A 19,606-nucleotide genomic window follows, 5' to 3' on the forward strand; every position below is an offset into this window, starting at 1 on the left:
TATGTTTAGAATTCCTGACCCCACATTTTCATCGCTTGCCCCTACGTTTGAGGGCGATCTGTATTTCGACGAGTCCCCGGAACACCACGCCATGCGTCTGCTCTATGCTACGGATGCCTCCGTGTATCAGGAAAAGCCGCTGGCCGTTGCCATCCCGAAAACCGTAGAAGACATCCGGCGGCTGGTGCGGTTTGCCCGCCAGAACCATACGTCGCTGATTCCCCGGGCCGCGGGTACGTCGCTGGCCGGGCAGGTGGTGGGCGGTGGTATCGTGGTCGATTGTTCCAAATACTTCACGGGTGTGCTGGAAATCAATGCCGCCGAAGGGTGGGTGCGGGTGCAGCCGGGTGTCATTCGCGACGACCTGAATGCCCTTCTAAAACCGCATGGTCTGATGTTTGGGCCGGAAACCTCAACGGCCAGCCGGGCGATGGTGGGCGGTATGATCGGCAATAATTCCTGCGGTTTGCATTCGATTATCTGGGGCACTACGCGGCATCATTTGCTGGAGGTTCGGGCGGTTTTGAGCGACGGTGCAGAGGTAACGTTCCGTCGTTTGAGCCGCGATGAGTTTGAACAGAAATGCCGGGGCGAAAAGGTGGTGAGCCCGCTGGAACAGAAAATCTACCAGCAAATCCGGCATGTGCTGGGCAATTCGGCGGTCCAGCAGCAGATTCGGGACGGTTTTCCCAAGCCGACCATCACGCGTCGGAATACGGGTTACGCGCTGGATGCGCTGGTGCCGTTTTTTGAGCAGCATCCGGATGAACGCCCTTCGGACCAATCCTTTAATTTCTGTAACCTGATTGCGGGTTCGGAAGGAACCCTCTGTTTTGTTACCGAAGCCAAACTGAACCTGCTACCGTTGCCTCCGCAGAAAAGCGCCCTGGTCTGTGCCCATTTCAGCACCATCCGGCAATCGCTGGAAGCCAATCTGGTGGCGCTGGAACACGGTTGCTCGGCGTCGGAACTGGTCGATGATTACATTCTTCAACTGACCAAAGGCAACATTGAGCAGGCCAAAAACCGCGATTTTGTGGAGGGCGACCCCAAAGCCGTGCTCATGATCGAGTTTTTCGCCGACACCGTGGAGGAAGTTACCCGGCGGGCCTCGGAGCTTATTGCGGCCTTGCAGCAGCAGGGGCTGGGGTACGCCTATCCGGTGTTGTTCGGGACCGATGCGGTTAAAGCCTGGAATCTGCGAAAGGCGGGTTTGAGCATCATGTATAACATTCCGGGCGATCAGAAACCGGCCAACGTCATTGAAGACTGTGCCGTGGATGTTCGCGACCTGCCTGATTACATTGACGAACTGGACCGGATGGCCGCCGAAAAACACGGCCTGACACTCGAGTACTCGGCCCACGCCGGGGCGGGTGAACTGCACGTTTTGCCGTTGATCAACCTTAAATCGGAGCAGGGGCGCCAGCAGTTCCGCGATCTGCTGGCCGATACGGCGGCTCTGGTTAAAAAATACGGCGGCTCGCTGTCGGGTGAACACGGCGACGGTCGGCTGCGGGGTGAATTTATTCCGTTTATGATCGGAGAGGCCAATTTCCGGCTGGTGCAGGAGGTGAAAAAGTCGTGGGACCCGAACGGTATTTTCAATCCCGGCAAGATTGTCGATACGCCCGCCATGAACGCTTTTTTACGGTATGAACCGGACCAGAAGACCGGTGTACCTGACACCATTTTTGATTTTTCGGCGGAAGAGAATATCCTGAATCTGGCCGAAAAGTGCAGTGGTTCGGGCGATTGCCGCAAAACCGCTGTGACGGGCGGAACCATGTGTCCGAGTTATATGGTCACCCGTCGGGAACGGGATACTACCCGGGCGCGGGCCAACATCCTCCGCCAGTTTCTAACCCATTCCGACAAGCCCAACCCCTTCGACCACGAGGAAATCAAGGAGGTGATGGATCTCTGCCTGTCGTGTAAGGGCTGCAAATCCGAATGCCCGTCGAGCGTTGACATTAGCCGGATGAAGGCGGAATTTTTGCAGCATTACTACGACGCCAACGGGGTGCCATTACGCTCCCGGCTGGTCGGTAATTTTACAAAACTCATGTCGCTGGCGAGTCTGGCACCCTGGGCTTACAACGCAATTTATGACACGCCCGCCCTGCGCCGGATGGCCAACCGAATGGCCGGTTTCCATCCCGAACGGACCATGCCGGAGCTAGGAAAAACCACGCTGCGGCAGTGGGTAAAAGGCCGCCCCCGGTCTGCTTCACCGCAAAAAGTCTATCTGTTCTGCGACGAGTTTACCAATTACAACGACGTAGAAGTGGGCATGAAAACCGTGCAGCTACTGGAACGGCTGGGGTATGCAGTTAGTATTCCGGACCATCTGGAAAGCGGACGTACCTACTTGTCGAAGGGCCTGGTTCGGGATGCACAAAAGATTGCTACCGAAAACGTTAGGCGTCTGAAAGACCTGATTACGGCCGAAACGCCGTTGATTGGCATTGAACCCTCGGCCATTCTGGGCTTCCGCGACGAGTACCCGGATCTGGTTCCGCAGCAGTTGAAAGCCGACGCCCAGCACCTGGCCAAACATTCGTTACTGGTTGAGGAATTTATCGCGCAGGAGATTGATAAAGGACGCATCGCCAAAACCGCTTTCACAACCGAAAAAAGGCTGATCAAACTGCATGGTCACTGCCACCAGAAGGCGCTGACCTCGCTGGTACCCACGAAAAGAATGCTGTCGCTGCCCGAAAATTACGAGGTGCAACTGATTCCATCAGGCTGCTGCGGTATGGCCGGATCGTTTGGGTACGAAAAAGAACATTACGACGTTTCGATGCAGGTCGGGGAGCTGGTCCTGTTTCCAACGGTTCGTCAGCAGCCCGCGGATGTGCTGATTGCCGCGCCCGGAACCAGTTGTCGCCACCAGATTAAGGACGGTACGGGCCGGATTGCGAAACACCCGGCCGAAATTCTGTTCGATGCGTTGCTGTAACCGCTGGCGGGCTTACTCCTCACAACGGTATTGAAACGTCTGCTGATAGGTTCGGTGGGCGGGGTCTGAGTCGGCCGGAGCCGTTATGTGCGAAGACTGGATAGACCGAACCGGATTAAAATAGCTGTCGTATTCGCTGGTAAACTGGCTGGTTTCCCGCAGGGTAATACCGCCGTCGGCCGCAATAATCTGGCGGGTATGGGATTTTGTATCAAACCGTTGCAGGTAGTAAGCCGCATTGAATTCGGTATGGTTCGTCAGCGCCAGCAGTGTCAGCACAATGCTCTGGGCGGAATCGTAAAAAGGCGAGTGGTTGTCGGCACTTTGCACGAAGGTCATTTCCTCTTCCGTCCGCGAACCGTCCCGGTAGCCATTCTGGACCGTTTGGGCAACAACATCGACGGTATTGGGGGCAATTTCGGCGTACGAAAATTGAAAGATCCGGCTGGAAATAAACGAATTGGTAGGAATGGTTACCCGCGTCTCAACCAGGCGAATCAGGCGGGCAACACGGTCCTCGGGATCGTAATAAAGCGAAAAAACCGACTGTTCCTTGTTGTTGACGATATACGAAGCCGTCTGGATGCGATCCAGTTCGTCATAGTCGAGACTGAGGACGGTGCTGCCATCCGACGTATAAGCGGAGGCCACTTTTCCACCGATGTATTTAAATTCAAACGAAATGGAGCGCTCCGAACTCCGGTCGCTATAATGCAATAATCGACCGTTTTGGTAGTTAATCGTCTGGCGGCTAAGTTCCTGCGGGACATTCTGATCCAGTTGGTACCGAATAATTTCGGAAACGAAACAAGCCGTGTTGATCGGGTTGGTTCCGTTGACTGTACAACCTAATAAAAAAAGGGCAATCCATCCGTAGCTAAACCAGTTTTTCATCATTAACAGAACAGGAAACAACGAGACCACCAAAATACGAACTATTTGGCAAAATGTCGTAGTTTCGATGGGCGGGAGGCCCAACAATACCATGACCTTAACTCAGCAACGACATCTATTCATTGAAAAATTACGGGCAATCGACCAGCCGGAAGCGATTCGGAAATACTTTGGCTTGTTGAAAGAACTGATCGAAACCGTGAACCTGCCCAATGGCGACAGCCGGCTGGCGTTTGTCGTGAATCGGGATCAAAAGGCCATTTCGGCGTATATCAACTTTTTTCTGGCACTACGGCTCTACCGGCCCCGGCAGGGCGAAATTGAATTCTGGCTGACCGTTAAAAAGGACTGTCGCGAACGGATTGAATCGCTGGCGGTGGTGGATGTAAAGCCGTTGTCCGAAAAGTCAGAATACATTTCCGTCATCATCGGCCAGTCTTCCGACCATTTGTTGAACCATCCCGTGCTGCGAAGCTGCTGGGAAGACTCGTTAATGGAATTACTGGTGACGACCAAACGGGGTCCGCACACGGCCAGCCACAACCGGTTTATTTATCAGGCGGCCGACGATGAGGCCGTTCGGGGCGAAATCATGGCGGATGCGTTCCGATCAGAAACGGCTGCCGATCACTGGAATGGCGTGGCCGAAGAACCGGCGGTCTACGAGAAAAAAGAACCGGCGCGGCCCCCGATTCCGCAGAATCTGATTCTGTATGGTCCGCCCGGAACCGGCAAGTCGTTTGAAGCCCGGCAATTGAGTCAGGCGTTTGAGAGCGACTGGATTACGTTTCACCCTTCGTTTGGTTACGAAGAGTTTGTGGAAGGAATCCGTCCTGAAACCCGTGGTAGTCAGATCAGTTACAAAATTGCCAAAGGTATTTTTTATAAAGCCTGTCTGACAGCCCTGCAAAAAGCCGGTTATGCAACGCTGGCCGACTGCCTGAACGACGTGCCCGAAACCCGTCAACAGAAAATTGCCGGGGCCGACGCCCATCTGCTGATCATCGACGAAATCAACCGGGCGAATATTTCCAAGGTGTTTGGCGAACTGATCACGCTGATTGAACCCGATAAACGACTCGGAGCGACCCACGAACTGTGGCTGACGCTGCCGTACTCGCAGGAGCGGTTTGGGGTGCCGGCCAATCTGTATCTGGTGGGCACCATGAACACCGCCGACCGGTCGATTGCCTTGCTGGACATTGCCCTGCGTCGCCGGTTTCATTTCCGGGAAGTATTACCAGACATGGGTTTGCTTTCGATGGCCGATGGCGTGGATCTGAGCGCGTTATTGCGCACGCTGAATGAGCGAATTGAGTACCTTTACGACCGCGATCACCTGCTGGGCCATGCGTATCTGATGAACGTTCAGTCGCACGAAGACCTTTGCGATGTGTTTAGCGACCGGATCATCCCGTTGTTGCAGGAGTACTTTTACAACGATTGGCGAAAAATCCAATTTGTGCTGGGCGACAATCCGGCCTGGGGAAAAACGCCCGATCAGAAATTAATCTGGGTAAAAAAACAATACCGGCCTGCTCTGACAAAAGAACTGTTCGGTGAAGAACCGGACGAACTGACGGAAGTAGTTACATTTGAAATTAACCCGCATTTGCTCCGGCGCGAATACGACCAGATACCCGGAGAAGCCTTTAGTACCATTTATCAAAAACCATAAAGTACCAGCAATTGACGTTGCTGGTATGCCAAAAGTATGAAAGCTCTCGTCCTGACTGAGTATAACCATTTTGAACTACAAGACCTTTCGCGTCCGCAACCCGGCCCGAACGATGTGCTGGTGAAAGTCCAGGCCGTAGGAATCTGCGGCAGCGATGTTCACGGCATGGACGGCAGCAGCGGCCGGAGGATTCCGCCGATTGTGATGGGGCACGAAGCCTCGGGTATCATTGTCGAAACCGGTGAAGCCGTTAAAAACTGGCAGATTGGAGACCGGGTTACCTTCGATTCAACGGTGTATGCGCTGGACGACTGGTACAGCCGTCGGGGGATGTATAACCTCAGCGATGGCCGCGAAGTGCTGGGCGTTTCGACCCCGGATTTCCGGCGGCAGGGCGCTTTTGCCGAATTTATTGTGGTGCCGCAGCACATTCTTTATCAGATTCCGGAGAACGTCAGCTTTACGCAGGCGGCTTTGGTGGAACCGGTGGCGGTGGCGCTGCACGCGCTCAGTCTGACCCCCATTCAGGTAAATGATACGGCGGTGGTCGTGGGGGCCGGAATGATCGGGTTGTTTGTCATTCAGGCGCTGAAACTGGCGGGTTGTGGTTCTATCATCGCGGTTGATCTGGACGATGACCGGCTGGTGCTGGCCCAAAAACTGGGGGCAGACGTAGCGATCAACACCGGTCGGCAGGACGTGACGGCGGAAGTGCTGACGCTGACGCACGGGCGCGGGGCTGATATTTCGTTTGAAGTGGTGGGAATTGAACCCACGGTCCAAACTGCCATCGACTGTGTGCGAAAAGGAGCTACGGTTACGCTGGTCGGTAATCTCGCCAAATCTGTTTCTATTCCGTTGCAGGCGGTTGTGACGCGTCAATTGCGGTTGCAGGGCTCCTGCGCCATCAACGGCGAATACGAAGCGGCCCTGGATCTGATTTCGTCCGGCAAAATCAACGTGGAAGCAATTCTGAGCGCCGAAGTACCGCTGGAAGAGGGTGCCAGTTGGTTTCGGCGGTTATACGATAAAGAAAAGGGCTTGATCAAGGTTGTATTGAAGCCTTGATAACAATCGGGTGTACGGTTTTGGGGTTGTACTAATCCGGAGTTGCTTTCAAAAACGAGTCAATCCCAAAACCGTAAACTAGAAAATCCTTATTAATTAACAGACAAGGAGTGAAGCCAATATGTCGAAGCCGGATTTTCAGGAGTAGGGAAGCTGACTAAAGTAACAGGTTTTGGACGGCCTACCTGATTGGGATATACTTCATGCTACTATAGCTGACCGGAACAGAAATGCCGTATACCATGTCAAGAACCAGCTCGCTGGCTGTTACCGATACGATTTTATAGGCCGAAGGGGCCGCGCAATCCACGTAAATACAATCTCCTCCGCCATACGTTTCGGTGATTTTGAGCGTTTCGTCCTGGCGTTCAAAACGAATGGGTGAGCAGCAGCCCGGTTCGGATTTCGGATAGAGAATGTCGCCATCAGCGCGGAGTTCCAGGACGGATTCGTAGGAAACCGACTCCCAGGTACCCTTACTATTTTGGATTTCGACCAGCTTCCACGTTTGATACAGTGGATCGGCAGGAGTGGCGTCCTGATCGGCTTTGTGGCAGGAAATCGACATGCCCAAAATCAAGACAAATAGAATCAGTTGTTTCATGACTTTTCTACATTTGTAAGCAAGAGTCATTTTGTGGGCGAATCGTTGGAGTCCATTGCAAAGATCATGCACTTCAACGAATACCTCTATTTTATCATTCTCCTTTTACCCATGCCGAAAATCCTCAACATTGCCTTAATTGGCCCCGGAAAAGTGGCGCATAACCACGCCCGGGCCGTTCTTGAAACACCGGATACCAAACTTGTCGCCGTTTATGGGCGGAACCACGCCCGGGCCACGGAGTTTGCCGATAAATACGGTATTGCCGCCTACTCCGATATTTATGACATGGTGGAGCGCGAGAAGGTAGACGTCTGCATTGTCTGCACCCCGCACCCGGCCCACCGTGAAGTGACCGTGGCCGCTTTTGAAGCCGGGGCCAATGTGCTGGTCGAAAAACCACTGGCGTCGTCGCTCGCGGATTGCGATGCCATGATTGAAGCCGCCCGCAAAGCCAACCGGCAGCTCGCTGTGGTGAGCCAGCGACGGTTCTACGAACCTTGTATGCGGATGCGGCAGGCCATCGACGACGGCAAAATCGGCCAACCGGTACTGGGGCACGCGCAATTGTTCGGCTGGCGAAGCGAGGAGTATTACCGCAGCGACCCCTGGCGCGGTTCGTGGGAGCACGAAGGCGGGGGCGTATTGGTTAATCAGGCTCCGCACCAACTGGATTTGCTGCTCTGGTATATGGGCGAAATGGAAGAAGTGTACGGCGTCTGGTCCAACCTGAACCACCCGGAAATTGAAGTGGATGACACGGCGGTGGCCGTTGTTCGTTTCAAAAACGGCGGTATTGGCAACGTGATCGTCAGCAATTCGCAAAAACCGGGACTCTACGGGAAAGTTCACATTCACGGACAGAACGGCGCTTCGATTGGCGTCCAAACCGACGGTGGCTCGATGTTTATTGCCGGGATGACTTCCATTCAGGATGCACCCTACAACGATGTCTGGTCGGTGCCCGACGAGGCCGATCTGCAAAGCGTCTGGAAGGCAGAAGATGATAAGGTGTTCAATAGCGTTGATTCGTCAAGCCATTACTTTGCGCGGCAACTGGCCGACTTCTGCCAGGCGATTAATGAAGGCCGTCCGTCGCTGGTGACGGGTGAGGAGGGGCGCAAAGTGGTTGCTTTGTTTGAGGCCATTTACGAATCGACCCGTACGAAGCAGCCCGTCCGCTTTTAGGAGCTTCGATTCAACAAAAACCGATGGATGTACGTTTTCAGAGTAATTCATCGGATTATGAAGCAACTAACACCGCTTTTTTCTCTTATCCTCATCATGATACTGACCGACGGTTGCCGAAAAATGCCCGTCGGTCACACAAAACCGGCGGCATCGGGTTCCGCACTGGCGACGGATCTGGACAGCAAACGACGGCAGGGAATCGATTTTACGGCGCACGGTGCAACGCCGGGCTGGGCGCTGGATATTGATTTTACCAAGGCCATTCGTTTCCAGGCTCCGAATGGGCCGGTACTCATTGCTGCCGTGCCGAAATCGCAGCGCGAACCGGGCGGAAGCGGTATCCTTTTCGATGCCCAGGTCCTGCCTGACCCCGCCGGGTCAACCCGCCGAACCGCCAGCCGACCGGCATCAGCCAGCCGCCGGAACGACCGGCTAAAAGTCATCATCAGTCCGGTGGTGTGCCGGGATAACCGCAACGGACAGGTGTATGCGTACGGCGTAACGGTGGAAACCAACGGCCAGCGGTATAGCGGCTGCGGAATGTTTCTGAACGGGATGGCCCGGCTCAACAGCCAGTGGGTGCTCGAAACCTACCGCGGACAGCGGCTTCATGCCGAGCAGTTTGTCAACCGGAAAATGCCGACGCTGGACATCAACGTGAAAGAAAAGCGGTTGCAGGGATTTACGGGTTGCAACACCCTACAGGGACAAGTAAAGGCCGACGGCGATAACGTCCGCTTCGAAGCCGTTTCTACCACGCGCCGGGCGTGTCCGTATGATTTCGAAACCGGTTTTCTGGCGGCCTTGCAGAGCGTGACGCTTTACCGCATCAGCAACAACCGCCTGACGCTGCTGGCCGATGGCAAGTACGTGATGACGTTTCGGAAAACCGTGAAAAAAGAAACCCCGGCCACCGGGCCGTAGTCCGGATGGATTCCGATTGTTAGTACGCCAATGCCCTTTGTTATCACTGAATACGGCCTGATTCGGCGCAGCCGGGATTTCCCCGAAGCCGTCAGTTCGCTGACGGAATTATACCTGCCGGATGCGCCCTTTGAAGCCCTTCGGGATTTTGTGACCGAAACCGAAGCCGATGCAATCCTGACTTTTTTTCTGCAAAAAGGCCGGGAGTGTATTCGGGTGAAGAACTATGTCGGGCTGCTCGAAACCCGGGATGGGAGCCAACTCGAAATTTTACCCAAAGCCGTTGATGCCCGGCAGGGCCGCAAAACCCTGCTGCGGATGCTGCGGTATTGGCGCAACAGCCCATTCCGGTCCGTCGAATCGGCCTGGCAGGGTTCTAATGAACTACCATTGTGGGAAATTTTCATCACGTTATTTCTGGATGCGGTAACGCCGGTTGTTACGAGGGGCTTACAAAAGTCGTACGTCGCGCAAACGGCTAATCAACGGTTTTTAAAGGGCAAGCTGGAACTGGCTGCACAGATTCGGCAGAACGGATTTCACGCCGAGCGCCTGGTGACTACATTCGACGAACAGACCGCCGACCTGCCACCGAACCGGCTGCTGAAATCCGCACTGGAATTCGTGCAGAAGCGTGCCCGGACGATTCCCAACCAGAGCCGCATCCGACAACTGCTGTTTGCGATGGACGACGTTCCGACTTCCAAACGGCTTTCGGACGATTTACGGGCTGTAGCTACGCAAAACCGGCTTTTTGCTCATTATCAACCGGCCCTTCAGTGGGCAGAAGCCTTGCTGAGTGGCCGGGCGTTTGGCCTGACGGCGGGCCGGCACCTGACCCTGGCGTTGCTGTTTCCGATGGAACGGGTGTTTGAAGAGTATGTAGGAACTGGTTTTAAACGGTATGTGACGGATGGCGACGTGACGCTTCAGGAATCCTCGCAACATCTGATTGAGAACCACGGCGGGGGGCGGAAATTCCGGTTACGGCCCGACATTCTGCTGCGCCGGAACGGCATAACGACGGTTCTGGATACCAAATGGAAGCGCATCGATGCAACCAATACCGCCGGAAATTACGGCATTGATCAGGCGGATTTGTACCAGCTTTACGCCTACGGCAAAAAATACGGCGCCACTGAACTGGTGCTGATTTACCCGGCCACCGAGCAATTTCAGGAGCCGCTGGAACTGTTCGGCTACGATGAAACCATGCACCTGCGGGTGGTGCCGTTCGACATCAATCAGCCGCTGGAAGAAGCCGTTGTGAAGGTTATGAAGGAGGAGAAAGGATGAACGCTGAGGGGAGCAGAGATAGAGATAATTCCTTGCTCATTATTCATAAATCATCATTCCTGACTATCTTACGAGCTCCTAAACAACCTCAGCTTCCCTAAATGCCACTCGTACTTACCTTTCTGGGCATTCTGGCCCTGGTCTTTCTGATCGCATTTATCAAGATTGATACGTTTATTTCGTTTGTTCTCGTATCGCTCGCCATTGGTCTGGCAGCGGGTATGGATGTGGTAGCCATTGGCAAATCCATTCAGACCGGTATCGGCGGTACGCTGGGCGAACTGGTCCTGATTGTGGGTTTTGGGGCCATGCTGGGCCGACTGGTGGCCGAAAGCGGGGCCGCCATGCGCATTACGAACGTCCTGATTAAAGTATTTGGGGTTAAAAACCTGCGGTGGGGGCTGGCGCTGGCCGGTTTCATCATCGGCATACCGTTGTTCTACAATGCCGGTTTCATTATTGTCTTCCCGCTGATTATTACGATTGCCGCGTCTTCGGGCCTGCCGATGATGACGGTAGCGGTTCCGATGCTGGCGGCTCTGTCGGTGGCACACGGGTATCTGCCCCCGCACCCTTCCCCCGCAGCCATTGCCGGTCAGCTGGGCGCCAACATTGGCCGTACGCTGGTGTACGGTATCATTGTGTCCATTCCGGCCATTGTCATTGCGGGACCGATTTTCGGAAAAACGCTGACCAAATACCGTCCCCAGATTGACCACGATCTGTTTAAAATCCGCCAGATTCCAGACCATGAATTGCCGGGCGCGGGCATCAGCTTTTTTGTCGCGTTATTGCCGGTGTTGCTGCTGACGCTGACGGGGCCGCTCAAAACGGTTTTTCCGGAAGGATCGTTTGCCGATAAACTCATTACCCTGCTGGCCGAACCGTACATTGGTATGCTGCTGTCGGTGCTGGTGGCAGTGTACGCCCTGGGCATCCAGCGGGGGCTGACGATGAAGGCCGTCATGAAAGACCTCGAAGAAGCCATCAAAGCCGCATCGCCGGTGCTGCTGGTTATTGCCGGGGCCGGTGCGCTGAAGCAGATTTTTATCGACAGCGGAACGAGCAAATACATTGGTTTTCTGTTGCAGGATGTTTCGATTTCGCCCCTGCTGCTCGGCTGGGGCATTGCGGCTGTCATTCGGGTTTGTGTCGGGTCGGCAACGGTGGCCGGTTTAACGACGGTTGGGATAATTCTGCCGCTGATCGAAAACCAGACCAACATAAAACCCGAGCTGATGGTATTGGCCATTGGCTCCGGCAGCCTGATGATGTCGCACCTGAACGACGGCGGATTCTGGCTGTTTAAGGAATATTTCAACCTGAGCATTCGGGAAACCCTGCAAACCTGGACGGTGATGGAAACAATTGTATCGATTATCGGTCTGTTCGGGGTTTTAGCGTTAAATTTGGTGGTTTAATTACGGTAGTCAAGTTACCAAACCGCTTTACGCCATGGAATATACCTCGCATATGTATCTGAACCTGGGCTTTGAACCAGATAAAAATTTAAATTTCGAACCAGAACCTGACGCTATTGACAATAGTGTTGATCCTTCACTTATGACTCCAGACGAAAAATTTGCTCAGTTGGGCCTGAATCTGCCGCCCGCCCCCAAACCGTTGGGTGTTTACAAACCGTTCCTGATTGTAGATCGCTTCGTGTATGTGTCCGGACATGGTCCCGTGCAGGACGATGGGAGCCTGATCATTGGCCGTGTGGGCGCTGACCTGGACATGGAAAAAGGAAAACTGGCCGCGCAACAGGTTGGATTAACCATTCTGTCGACGCTCAAAGCCAATCTGGGCAGCCTGAACAAAATCAAACGGGTTGTGAAAACCCTGGGCATGGTGAATGGTACCACCGATTTCCAGCGCCATCCGTACGTCATCAACGGCTGTAGCGAATTGTTCGCCAAAGTCTGGGGTGAGGAAAACGGCATTGGCGTTCGTTCGGCCGTGGGCATGGGAACGCTGCCGGATAACATTCCGGTGGAGATTGAAGTCATGTTTGAACTGGCCGACTAACCATTTTTACCCCAATCCCGGACGTGATTCTTTCGGGGTTGGGGTAGTTTTTTTATGGATGACTATCTGATTCAAAACGTTCAGCTGATCGATTCGCCGGCCCTGGTGCTGTACCCTGAGCGCATTGCCCACAACATCCAGACCATGCTGGACATGGTGGATGGCGACGCCGACAAGCTGATTCCGCACGTTAAAACGCACAAAATGGCCGAAGTGGCCAAGATGCAGGTCGAAGCGGGCATTACCAGGTTCAAATGCGCCACCGTCGCGGAAGCCGAAATGCTGGCCGATACCGGTGCGCGACACGTCCTGATTGCCTACCAGCTGACCGGCCCGAAACTCCACCGGTTCTGTGAACTCGTGCAGGCCTACAACTGGGTCGAGTGGGCGTCGCTGGTCGATAACTGGGTGTCGGCAGAAGAACTCGCGCATGAGTTTGAAAAAACAACCCACAAACCCGTGGTGTACATCGACGTGAACCTGGGCATGAACCGGACGGGCCATGCCGTGGATGAACAGCTGGAAGAACTCTACCGGCAACTGAAAGCCGATGAACGGTTTGACGTCCGGGGATTCCACGCGTACGACGGGCATTTGCACAATCCGGACGTTACCGTTCGGCAGGCCCAGGCCGATGCGGCCCTAAAACCGCTGGAAGAACTGGCCGATAAGCTGGAAGAGGAAGGGGAGACCCGACCGCTGATTGTTGTGGGCGGAACACCGACGTTTTCGAACCATGCCCACCGGCCCAACGTCTGGTGCAGCCCCGGAACCTGCCTGTTGTGGGACTGGGGATACGGCGATCTGCTGACCGAGCAAGGCTTTGAGTGGGCCGCGCTGCTGATTACGCGGGTGGTGTCGAAACCGGCTCCCGGCATTGTGACGACCGATCTGGGCCATAAAGCCGTAGCCGCCGAAAATCCGCTGAACAAACGGGTGAAGTTTCTGAATCTGAACGGGTACGAAATCACCGGGCAAAGCGAGGAGCATCTGGTGTTGCAGGTCTCCAACTGGGATGCCATTCAGATTGGCGATGTGCTGTACGGTGTTCCCTATCACATTTGCCCAACGGTGGCCCTGCACGACGAAGCTCAGATTATTCTGGACGGCGAGGTAGCCGGGCGCTGGCTCATCGATGCCCGCAAACGCCGAATTACCTATTAACCAGGCAACAAATCAAACCCTACTCCTGAACCTGAATCATGCGTACGTTTCCTATTCTGCTGCTGACGTTTATGTGGCTGGCCCTGACACCCTCCAAACCGACCCGGGTGATCTTCTTCGGTGATTCCATCACGCAGGCTGGCGTTCAGCCGGGTGGGTATATCACCCGCATCGGCGATATGCTGAAAAAAAACAACCTGGGCAATGCGTACGAATTAATTGGAGCCGGTATTGGCGGCAACAAAATCTACGACCTGTTTCTGCGCATGGACGAGGATGTGCTGGTCAAACAGCCCAACATTACCTTTGTCTACGTCGGGGTGAATGATGTCTGGCACAAGCGGACCCACGGCACCGGTACCGACGCGGACAAGTTTGTGAAGTTTTACGATGCGGTGATTAAAAAACTGCAAGCTGCCGGGAGCAGGGTGATTCTGTGTACGCCCGCCGTGATTGGCGAAAAAACCGATTATTCCAACGACCAGGACGGTGATCTGCAACAGTATTCCAAACTGATTCGCGACATTGCCGCCCGGCACAACCTGCCCCTGTGCGACCTTCGGAAAGCGTTTCTGGACTATAATCTTAAAAATAATCCCCAAAACCAGGAAAAAGGCATTCTGACGACCGACCGCGTTCATTTGAACGACGCCGGTAACCAATTGGTAGCTGACGAGATGTATAAGCTGATGGTTACTGCGAAATAAGTCATGAAACCGTTTGGAAGCTCACTGGCCGCGATGTATTTCGTGGCCTTTTTTGCTATTCAGGCAGCCGGGCAAACGCCCGTTTGCAGCACCCCTCCGCCCACCCGGGCATTCGGGCAGGCTCTACTGGAGCTTGAAAGGCAGTATCTCCGGCAGCAGGCCGGAAAGCGGCTGACTGACGAAGTGACGGATGTGGCCATCCGGGTTAACGTGATGCAGTTCAGCAACGGCGACGGACCGGTGACCAAACCGCAGGTCGATACCTGTATTGCGTATCTGAATCAGGCGTTTCTGCCCGCCGGGATACGGTTTCATCTGGATGGTCAGGTCAATTTTGTGAAAGATGACCGCTGGGCTTCTCTCACAAACAACGACGAAGTGCAGGCGATGCGCCGGTTGTATGATGTCAATCAGGCCATTAACCTTTACATGATCTCTAATCCACTGACGAGCAGTTCGTATGCTATGTTTCCAAGCAATTCAGCCAACTCGAACTTTATATTTATCAATAATTTCAGCGATTTTGAAAACCTGTGTAAATACCTGCTTCCCCACGAATTTGGCCATTATTTCGGGTTGTTCCATCCCTTCGAAACGGGAATGGGCCGGGAACTGGTGACACGCGGGCCTGAGGCTAATTGCGAAACAACCGGGGATTTGATCTGTGATACCCCCGCCGATCCAACTCCGTACGGAAATTGTTTCCGTAGCTACGACTCGGATACCAAAGTTTGTGAACGCTATTGCCGGGTGACCGACGAGCGGGGAGAGGTGTACACGCCCGATTTTGACAATTTCATGTCTTATTTCACGCCATTCTGCCCGGCCAACTATCATTTTACGCCGGGCCAGTATCTACGCATGAAAGTGGGGTTACAGTTCCGGTTGCGGGAAACCTGCGTGGGGAAGGAGCGGTATTCCGTAACCGGAACGTTGCCGGATACGTATATGTTGGCCGATTCGCTCTATGAACCGGCTGGGGGGCAGGCCGCAAATAATCCGCTGGCATTTTGCAGGAACGCAACGGTGTACACTTCTTTTACGCCCGTAGGGAGCTTTCAGCCTGATAATGAATTTAAGGTGGCGATCTGGGCGTCTGATCGGGATATGTTAGTCCGAAAAGTGACCGAAGTGTCGGCTGCCGCCGTACCGGGAAAACCGCATACACTGGCGTTCTCGATTCCCGAAGCGTTAAAAGAACTGACTGTTTACCAGGTTCAGGTGGTATCGACCCACCCGGCTTTATCGGGCTGCCTTAACAGCAAAATTGTCAATATCATCGAAACGCCCACGGTTCGGTTAGCAGCCGCAACCACGTCAGCAGAGTCGATTACGGTGGGGTTCGGAGAAGCCGTTCCGGTGCGGGTTACTACCGAGAGCGAAGGGTATCAGAAGCTTACACTCCGGATCAACGATCAGGTAATTCCCTTTTTCGAAGCCGGGGTAACGTCCTGGAAACAGGTAGAAACGGACTATCAGACGCCCGTACGATTCTTTAAAAACAGTAGTGTGGAAATCCGGGACGTTCGCGTACCGTGTGGTAGCGCCCGGGTGAACGGTAAACTGACCGTCATTGTTCGGCCCCCGGTGCTGAAAACGCAGCTTCCGGCCGGATTCTCGGCCTGTGCCGGGCAAACCATTAACGTGCCGTTTCAGTCGGATATACCCACTGAAGTGATGGCCGGGAATTACCTGCTCCAGTTGTCGGACCAGAACGGGCAGTTTGCGGATGACTCGACGACCATCATTGGCGAAAGCCGTACGGGTGCTATTCAGGCCGTTTTGCCCAGCAGTTTACCGATGGGCAGCAGCTACCGTACCCGGCTGATGATCCGAACACCCCAGGGCCGGATTGTGGGCGAACCAAGCCCGCCACTAACCGTTCGGCCCCGACCGCAGGCCACCGTAACTTCCGAACCGGTGTCGATCTATGTGGCCGACCGCACCCGGCTAACCATTGCCTTTACGGGCGAACCGCCCTGGTCGTACACGCTCTCGAACGGTCAATCATTTACGGCCAGCCAGAGTCCGGCGACGGTTGTGGTGAAACCCGTTGAAACCACCGCATACCGCGTTACCACCGTTCAGAATGCCTGCGGAGCGGGTACGGCTTCCGGCTCAACCACCGTAACGGTCTTAAAACCGTTAGGCAGCCCCCCGGTTTATTCCCGAACCCTGACCGTACGGTTGTGGCCGAATCCCAGTCAAAACAAAGTATATGTGGAATGGACTGAGCAGCCGGGGCGGACGGTCAATCTGGCGGTAATCAATCCGAAAGGGCAGGTGCTGCGAACCATTCCGCTCAAGGGGACCGGTTTGCCTCAACAACAGGAGATCAATGTGTCCCTATGGCCGGCGGGTTCCTACGTCATCCGGGCGACCGGCAGCCGGGGGCACCAGACGTTACGGTTTATGGTTTATAAATAGTGGAAATCATAGCTAGAGAGATTCGTTTACCCACCTGAATCAGGTCGATTTAAAGGATGACATGGAGTTGCAAATAGCAATTTTAGTGGCTGGCTACTCAGGTAATTAATTGTGAGATTGTTGCAACAGCCACTTCTTTAAACAATCCATTAACTTTACGGCATCATGCTGAGCAAACGAGTTAAATACATTCTTTTGGGTCTGGTCGCGCTGCTGGTTGGGTATATTCTCTACGATGCGAGCGAAGAGCCGGGAATTGACGACCTGAAGGGCACCTACAAGGAGGTGGCCATGTACCGGAATGAAAACAACACCGGCCCCATCATCCGGATTTATGCCGTGACGGTAAGCGACACAACGCGCTGGGACGAAATGCGGCAATACGGCGATTTGATGCTGTATACCAAATACGGCAACACCAAAGTGTACTTCTTCCCGGCCGACAAACCCGCTCCGCTCGAACTTTTTCGGAAACAACCGAATTTTGACCGCAAATTTGAACCGTATTGCCTGGCCCTCTACGAGAAAGACGCGATGAGTCAGGTAACGTTCCGCAGGAAACCGTTCGGGACGGTTCAGTAACCCGTTTACTCCGGCAAGATCACCTGCAATTTGCCGGGCCAGATTTCGGCGGTAATCTCCCGGATTTTGCCCCGGTATTCCCCGTCGATCTGGAAATAGGCTTTCCGCTTCGTAACGATGTGGACCGACGTGGCCGGGAAGATTTCGATGTGGCTCGGATCGAAGGGGCGGAAATTAATAAACATCCGCAGAATGGCCAGAAACGACAGCTTCCGGATCACGACGACTTCAAATTTCCCGTCGGAAACGTCACCGTCGGGGTTGATAACGGCGCCCGTTCCGTACATCCGGGCGTTGGCCAACACAACCATAAAGGCCGACCGATGCACCACGTGGTCGCCCAGATTGATTTGCAGCCGCAGCAGCCTCCGGCGCATCAGCACCCGCAAAACGCCCCGTGCGTACCCCAGCTTGCCCCGCATATTCCCTTCGTCGAAGTACTTCACCAGTTGGGCGTTCATGCCGATGTCGCTCAGGTGCAGGCAGTGTTCGGTTCCGTTGATGGAAATCAGATCAATCGGTTTCACCATGCCATTGACGACCACCGCCAGACTGTCTTCCAGCGCGGGGGGAATGCCCAGTTCGCGGGCCATGCCGTTGGCCGAGCCAGCCGGGAGAATCCCCAGCGGCAGGTTGGCTTCCAGGGCGTATTCGGCCACAAATTTGATGGTGCCGTCACCGCCCACGGCTACCAGCCGGTCAGGTTGGTACGAAGCAATGCGCTCCGGAAGCTTTTCATGGTCAGTTTTGCCGTCTAACAGGAACAGATCGGCCGAATGCGGTTGTTCTTTGAAAAAATCCTGAATACCCGTTTCCCATACTGATTTGTCCTGCCCGCCAGAAATTGGATTGATGGCGAACAGAAATTTTAACTTTTTAGCTTCCGGCATGTTCCTGATTCAGCAATGATTAGGTTATGAAGTGAAATAAATCTGACGTTTGCCGTTTTTGGCAGCTAACGTACTAAATTATCGGATTATCACGTGTAAAGGGCCGTTCAACGACCCGTTACGTACAATAAACAAAGAATGGAGGCAAGTGGCGGAACAAAAAGCAAAATCTTAACGTGGCTGCGGATTAGTGACAGGCCCGTCGTGAAAGTATATCGGGGGTATGTTCATCAGGGCAACATCGTTGTATTTGGTCATGTCCTGCGGAGAAGCGCGTTGCCCCGCAAAAAATACCGGCAGAATTTCTGGTCCAATAGCTTCGCGCTGCTACGGCTTTTTATGGCGCGACCCGTGGCCGGTATGACAGTAAAAGTGGCCGGTATTGAAGAAGATGTACGGTATATTACCGAAAAAGACGGTTTTTTTCGGCTGGAGTGGAAGCCCCAAAAACCGTTGTCGCCCGGTTGGCATTCGGTAAAAGTGGAATTAATTACCGCCAATCTGGGCGAAAATGATCCCATTACGACGGGCGAAGGGAAGGTGTTTCAGGCGCATTCGACGCAATACGGTTTTATCTCCGACATCGATGATACGTTTCTGATTTCGCATTCGGCCAACCTTCGCAAACGACTGCTCGTTCTGCTGACCGAAAATGCCTACAGCCGTGATCCGTTTGAGGATGTGGTGGAACACTACCAACTGCTGGCCCGCTCCGGAACCGACGAAAAGGCCCCCAACCCTTTCTTTTTCGTATCGAGCAGCGAATGGAATCTGTACGATTACATTCTGACGTTTTGTGAAAGAAACGGCATTCCTGACGGTGTTTTCTTACTAAATCAGATCAAGCAGTTACGGGAAGTCTGGAAAACCGGTCAGAACAAACACATGACCAAGTTTACGCGGATTGTCCGGATTCTGGACGCTTTTCCGGAAATGAGATTCGTGCTTCTGGGCGACGACACCCAGGAAGACCCCAATATTTATGCTTCGCTGGTGCAACACTTCCCGCGGCAGATTCGGTGTGTGTATTTGCGCCGGGTACACCAGAAAAACGAAGGGCGGACGCAGGGTTTCGTCGATCAGATCATAGCGGCCGGTGTGCCCTGCTGTTACTTCAGACACAGTTCCGAAGCCATCCGTCATTCTGCCAAAATCGGGCTGGTCGAGAAGGCCGACGTGCGGGAGTAG

16 protein-coding genes are annotated in these 19,606 nt (G+C 54.0%); 13 read left to right on the forward strand and 3 right to left on the reverse strand.

Annotated features, from left to right (window positions below; translation table 11 throughout):
- Window position 1: 1 nt before the first annotated feature.
- A complete protein-coding gene (locus tag LX87_RS17045; protein ID WP_111629476.1) occupies window positions 2-2,965 on the forward strand; it encodes an FAD-binding and (Fe-S)-binding domain-containing protein in 2,964 nt (987 codons plus the stop codon).
- A 12-nt stretch (window positions 2,966-2,977) separates the two neighbouring features.
- Here the strand turns inward: LX87_RS17045 and LX87_RS17050 are convergent, their stop codons facing one another.
- Window positions 2,978-3,862 carry a hypothetical protein gene (locus tag LX87_RS17050; protein WP_146624498.1) on the reverse strand — a complete coding sequence of 295 codons (885 nt, stop codon included), beginning with the start codon at window positions 3,860-3,862 and terminating at the stop codon, window positions 2,978-2,980.
- Between the two features lie 88 nt (window positions 3,863-3,950).
- On the opposite strand from LX87_RS17050, the gene LX87_RS17055 reads away from it, so the two are divergent.
- The gene (locus tag LX87_RS17055; RefSeq protein WP_111629871.1) at window positions 3,951-5,537 is read left to right on the forward strand and encodes an McrB family protein; all 1,587 of its coding nucleotides are present in this window, start codon (window positions 3,951-3,953) and stop codon (window positions 5,535-5,537) included.
- A gap of 36 nt (window positions 5,538-5,573) precedes the next feature.
- On the forward strand, window positions 5,574-6,605 hold the full coding sequence (locus LX87_RS17060) for a galactitol-1-phosphate 5-dehydrogenase (RefSeq protein ID WP_111629478.1): 1,032 nt from the start codon (window positions 5,574-5,576) through the stop codon (window positions 6,603-6,605).
- Window positions 6,606-6,786: 181 nt separating this feature from the next.
- Here LX87_RS17060 and LX87_RS17065 read toward each other — a convergent pair whose 3' ends face one another.
- Complete coding sequence (locus LX87_RS17065) at window positions 6,787-7,209, reverse strand: hypothetical protein (RefSeq protein ID WP_111629479.1); 423 nt, start codon at window positions 7,207-7,209, stop codon at window positions 6,787-6,789.
- A gap of 111 nt (window positions 7,210-7,320) precedes the next feature.
- Between LX87_RS17065 and LX87_RS17070 the strand changes: the two genes are divergently transcribed.
- The 9 genes from LX87_RS17070 to LX87_RS17110 all read left to right on the forward strand — a co-directional run bounded on the left by LX87_RS17070 (window position 7,321) and on the right by LX87_RS17110 (window position 17,528).
- Window positions 7,321-8,397 carry a Gfo/Idh/MocA family protein gene (locus LX87_RS17070; RefSeq protein WP_111629872.1) on the forward strand — a complete coding sequence of 359 codons (1,077 nt, stop codon included), beginning with the start codon at window positions 7,321-7,323 and terminating at the stop codon, window positions 8,395-8,397.
- A gap of 57 nt (window positions 8,398-8,454) precedes the next feature.
- On the forward strand, window positions 8,455-9,324 hold the full coding sequence (locus LX87_RS17075; protein ID WP_170139382.1) for an META domain-containing protein: 870 nt from the start codon (window positions 8,455-8,457) through the stop codon (window positions 9,322-9,324).
- 30 nt (window positions 9,325-9,354) lie between these two features.
- On the forward strand, window positions 9,355-10,620 hold the full coding sequence (locus LX87_RS17080) for an McrC family protein (RefSeq protein WP_111629481.1): 1,266 nt from the start codon (window positions 9,355-9,357) through the stop codon (window positions 10,618-10,620).
- A gap of 101 nt (window positions 10,621-10,721) precedes the next feature.
- Window positions 10,722-12,041, forward strand: coding sequence for a gluconate:H+ symporter (locus LX87_RS17085; RefSeq protein WP_111629482.1), 1,320 nt, complete (start codon window positions 10,722-10,724; stop codon window positions 12,039-12,041).
- A 142-nt stretch (window positions 12,042-12,183) separates the two neighbouring features.
- Complete coding sequence (locus LX87_RS17090; RefSeq protein WP_111629873.1) at window positions 12,184-12,648, forward strand: RidA family protein; 465 nt, start codon at window positions 12,184-12,186, stop codon at window positions 12,646-12,648.
- Between the two features lie 54 nt (window positions 12,649-12,702).
- A complete protein-coding gene (locus LX87_RS17095; RefSeq protein WP_111629483.1) occupies window positions 12,703-13,812 on the forward strand; it encodes a D-TA family PLP-dependent enzyme in 1,110 nt (369 codons plus the stop codon).
- Window positions 13,813-13,850: 38 nt separating this feature from the next.
- The gene (locus LX87_RS17100; RefSeq protein WP_111629484.1) at window positions 13,851-14,519 is read left to right on the forward strand and encodes an SGNH/GDSL hydrolase family protein; all 669 of its coding nucleotides are present in this window, start codon (window positions 13,851-13,853) and stop codon (window positions 14,517-14,519) included.
- 3 nt (window positions 14,520-14,522) lie between these two features.
- Window positions 14,523-16,946: a T9SS type A sorting domain-containing protein gene (locus LX87_RS17105; RefSeq protein ID WP_111629485.1), complete on the forward strand. Its 2,424-nt coding sequence runs from the start codon at window positions 14,523-14,525 to the stop codon at window positions 16,944-16,946.
- A gap of 165 nt (window positions 16,947-17,111) precedes the next feature.
- Window positions 17,112-17,528: a hypothetical protein gene (locus tag LX87_RS17110; RefSeq protein WP_111629486.1), complete on the forward strand. Its 417-nt coding sequence runs from the start codon at window positions 17,112-17,114 to the stop codon at window positions 17,526-17,528.
- 5 nt (window positions 17,529-17,533) lie between these two features.
- Here LX87_RS17110 and LX87_RS17115 read toward each other — a convergent pair whose 3' ends face one another.
- Window positions 17,534-18,418 carry a diacylglycerol/lipid kinase family protein gene (locus LX87_RS17115; protein WP_111629487.1) on the reverse strand — a complete coding sequence of 295 codons (885 nt, stop codon included), beginning with the start codon at window positions 18,416-18,418 and terminating at the stop codon, window positions 17,534-17,536.
- 204 nt (window positions 18,419-18,622) lie between these two features.
- Between LX87_RS17115 and LX87_RS17120 the strand changes: the two genes are divergently transcribed.
- Complete coding sequence (locus LX87_RS17120) at window positions 18,623-19,606, forward strand: App1 family protein phosphatidate phosphatase (protein WP_229310702.1); 984 nt, start codon at window positions 18,623-18,625, stop codon at window positions 19,604-19,606.

It is taken from the genome of Larkinella arboricola, assembly GCF_003259745.1.
GTDB lineage: Bacteria > Bacteroidota > Bacteroidia > Cytophagales > Spirosomataceae > Larkinella > Larkinella arboricola.

Bases quoted from the DNA above. Each gene is read 5' to 3' on its own strand.
- LX87_RS17045 (WP_111629476.1), top strand. From the start codon at position 2: ATGTTTAGAATTCCTGACCCCACATTTTCATCGCTTGCCCCTACGTTT.
- LX87_RS17100 (WP_111629484.1), top strand. From the start codon at position 13,851: ATGCGTACGTTTCCTATTCTGCTGCTGACGTTTATGTGGCTGGCCCTG.
- LX87_RS17095 (WP_111629483.1), top strand. From the start codon at position 12,703: ATGGATGACTATCTGATTCAAAACGTTCAGCTGATCGATTCGCCGGCC.
- LX87_RS17065 (WP_111629479.1), bottom strand. From the start codon at position 7,209: ATGAAACAACTGATTCTATTTGTCTTGATTTTGGGCATGTCGATTTCC.
- LX87_RS17115 (WP_111629487.1), bottom strand. From the start codon at position 18,418: ATGCCGGAAGCTAAAAAGTTAAAATTTCTGTTCGCCATCAATCCAATT.
- LX87_RS17090 (WP_111629873.1), top strand. From the start codon at position 12,184: ATGACTCCAGACGAAAAATTTGCTCAGTTGGGCCTGAATCTGCCGCCC.
- LX87_RS17055 (WP_111629871.1), top strand. From the start codon at position 3,951: ATGACCTTAACTCAGCAACGACATCTATTCATTGAAAAATTACGGGCA.
- LX87_RS17060 (WP_111629478.1), top strand. From the start codon at position 5,574: ATGAAAGCTCTCGTCCTGACTGAGTATAACCATTTTGAACTACAAGAC.
- LX87_RS17105 (WP_111629485.1), top strand. From the start codon at position 14,523: ATGAAACCGTTTGGAAGCTCACTGGCCGCGATGTATTTCGTGGCCTTT.
- LX87_RS17075 (WP_170139382.1), top strand. From the start codon at position 8,455: ATGAAGCAACTAACACCGCTTTTTTCTCTTATCCTCATCATGATACTG.
- LX87_RS17085 (WP_111629482.1), top strand. From the start codon at position 10,722: ATGCCACTCGTACTTACCTTTCTGGGCATTCTGGCCCTGGTCTTTCTG.
- LX87_RS17070 (WP_111629872.1), top strand. From the start codon at position 7,321: ATGCCGAAAATCCTCAACATTGCCTTAATTGGCCCCGGAAAAGTGGCG.
- LX87_RS17080 (WP_111629481.1), top strand. From the start codon at position 9,355: ATGCCCTTTGTTATCACTGAATACGGCCTGATTCGGCGCAGCCGGGAT.
- LX87_RS17050 (WP_146624498.1), bottom strand. From the start codon at position 3,862: ATGATGAAAAACTGGTTTAGCTACGGATGGATTGCCCTTTTTTTATTA.
- LX87_RS17110 (WP_111629486.1), top strand. From the start codon at position 17,112: ATGCTGAGCAAACGAGTTAAATACATTCTTTTGGGTCTGGTCGCGCTG.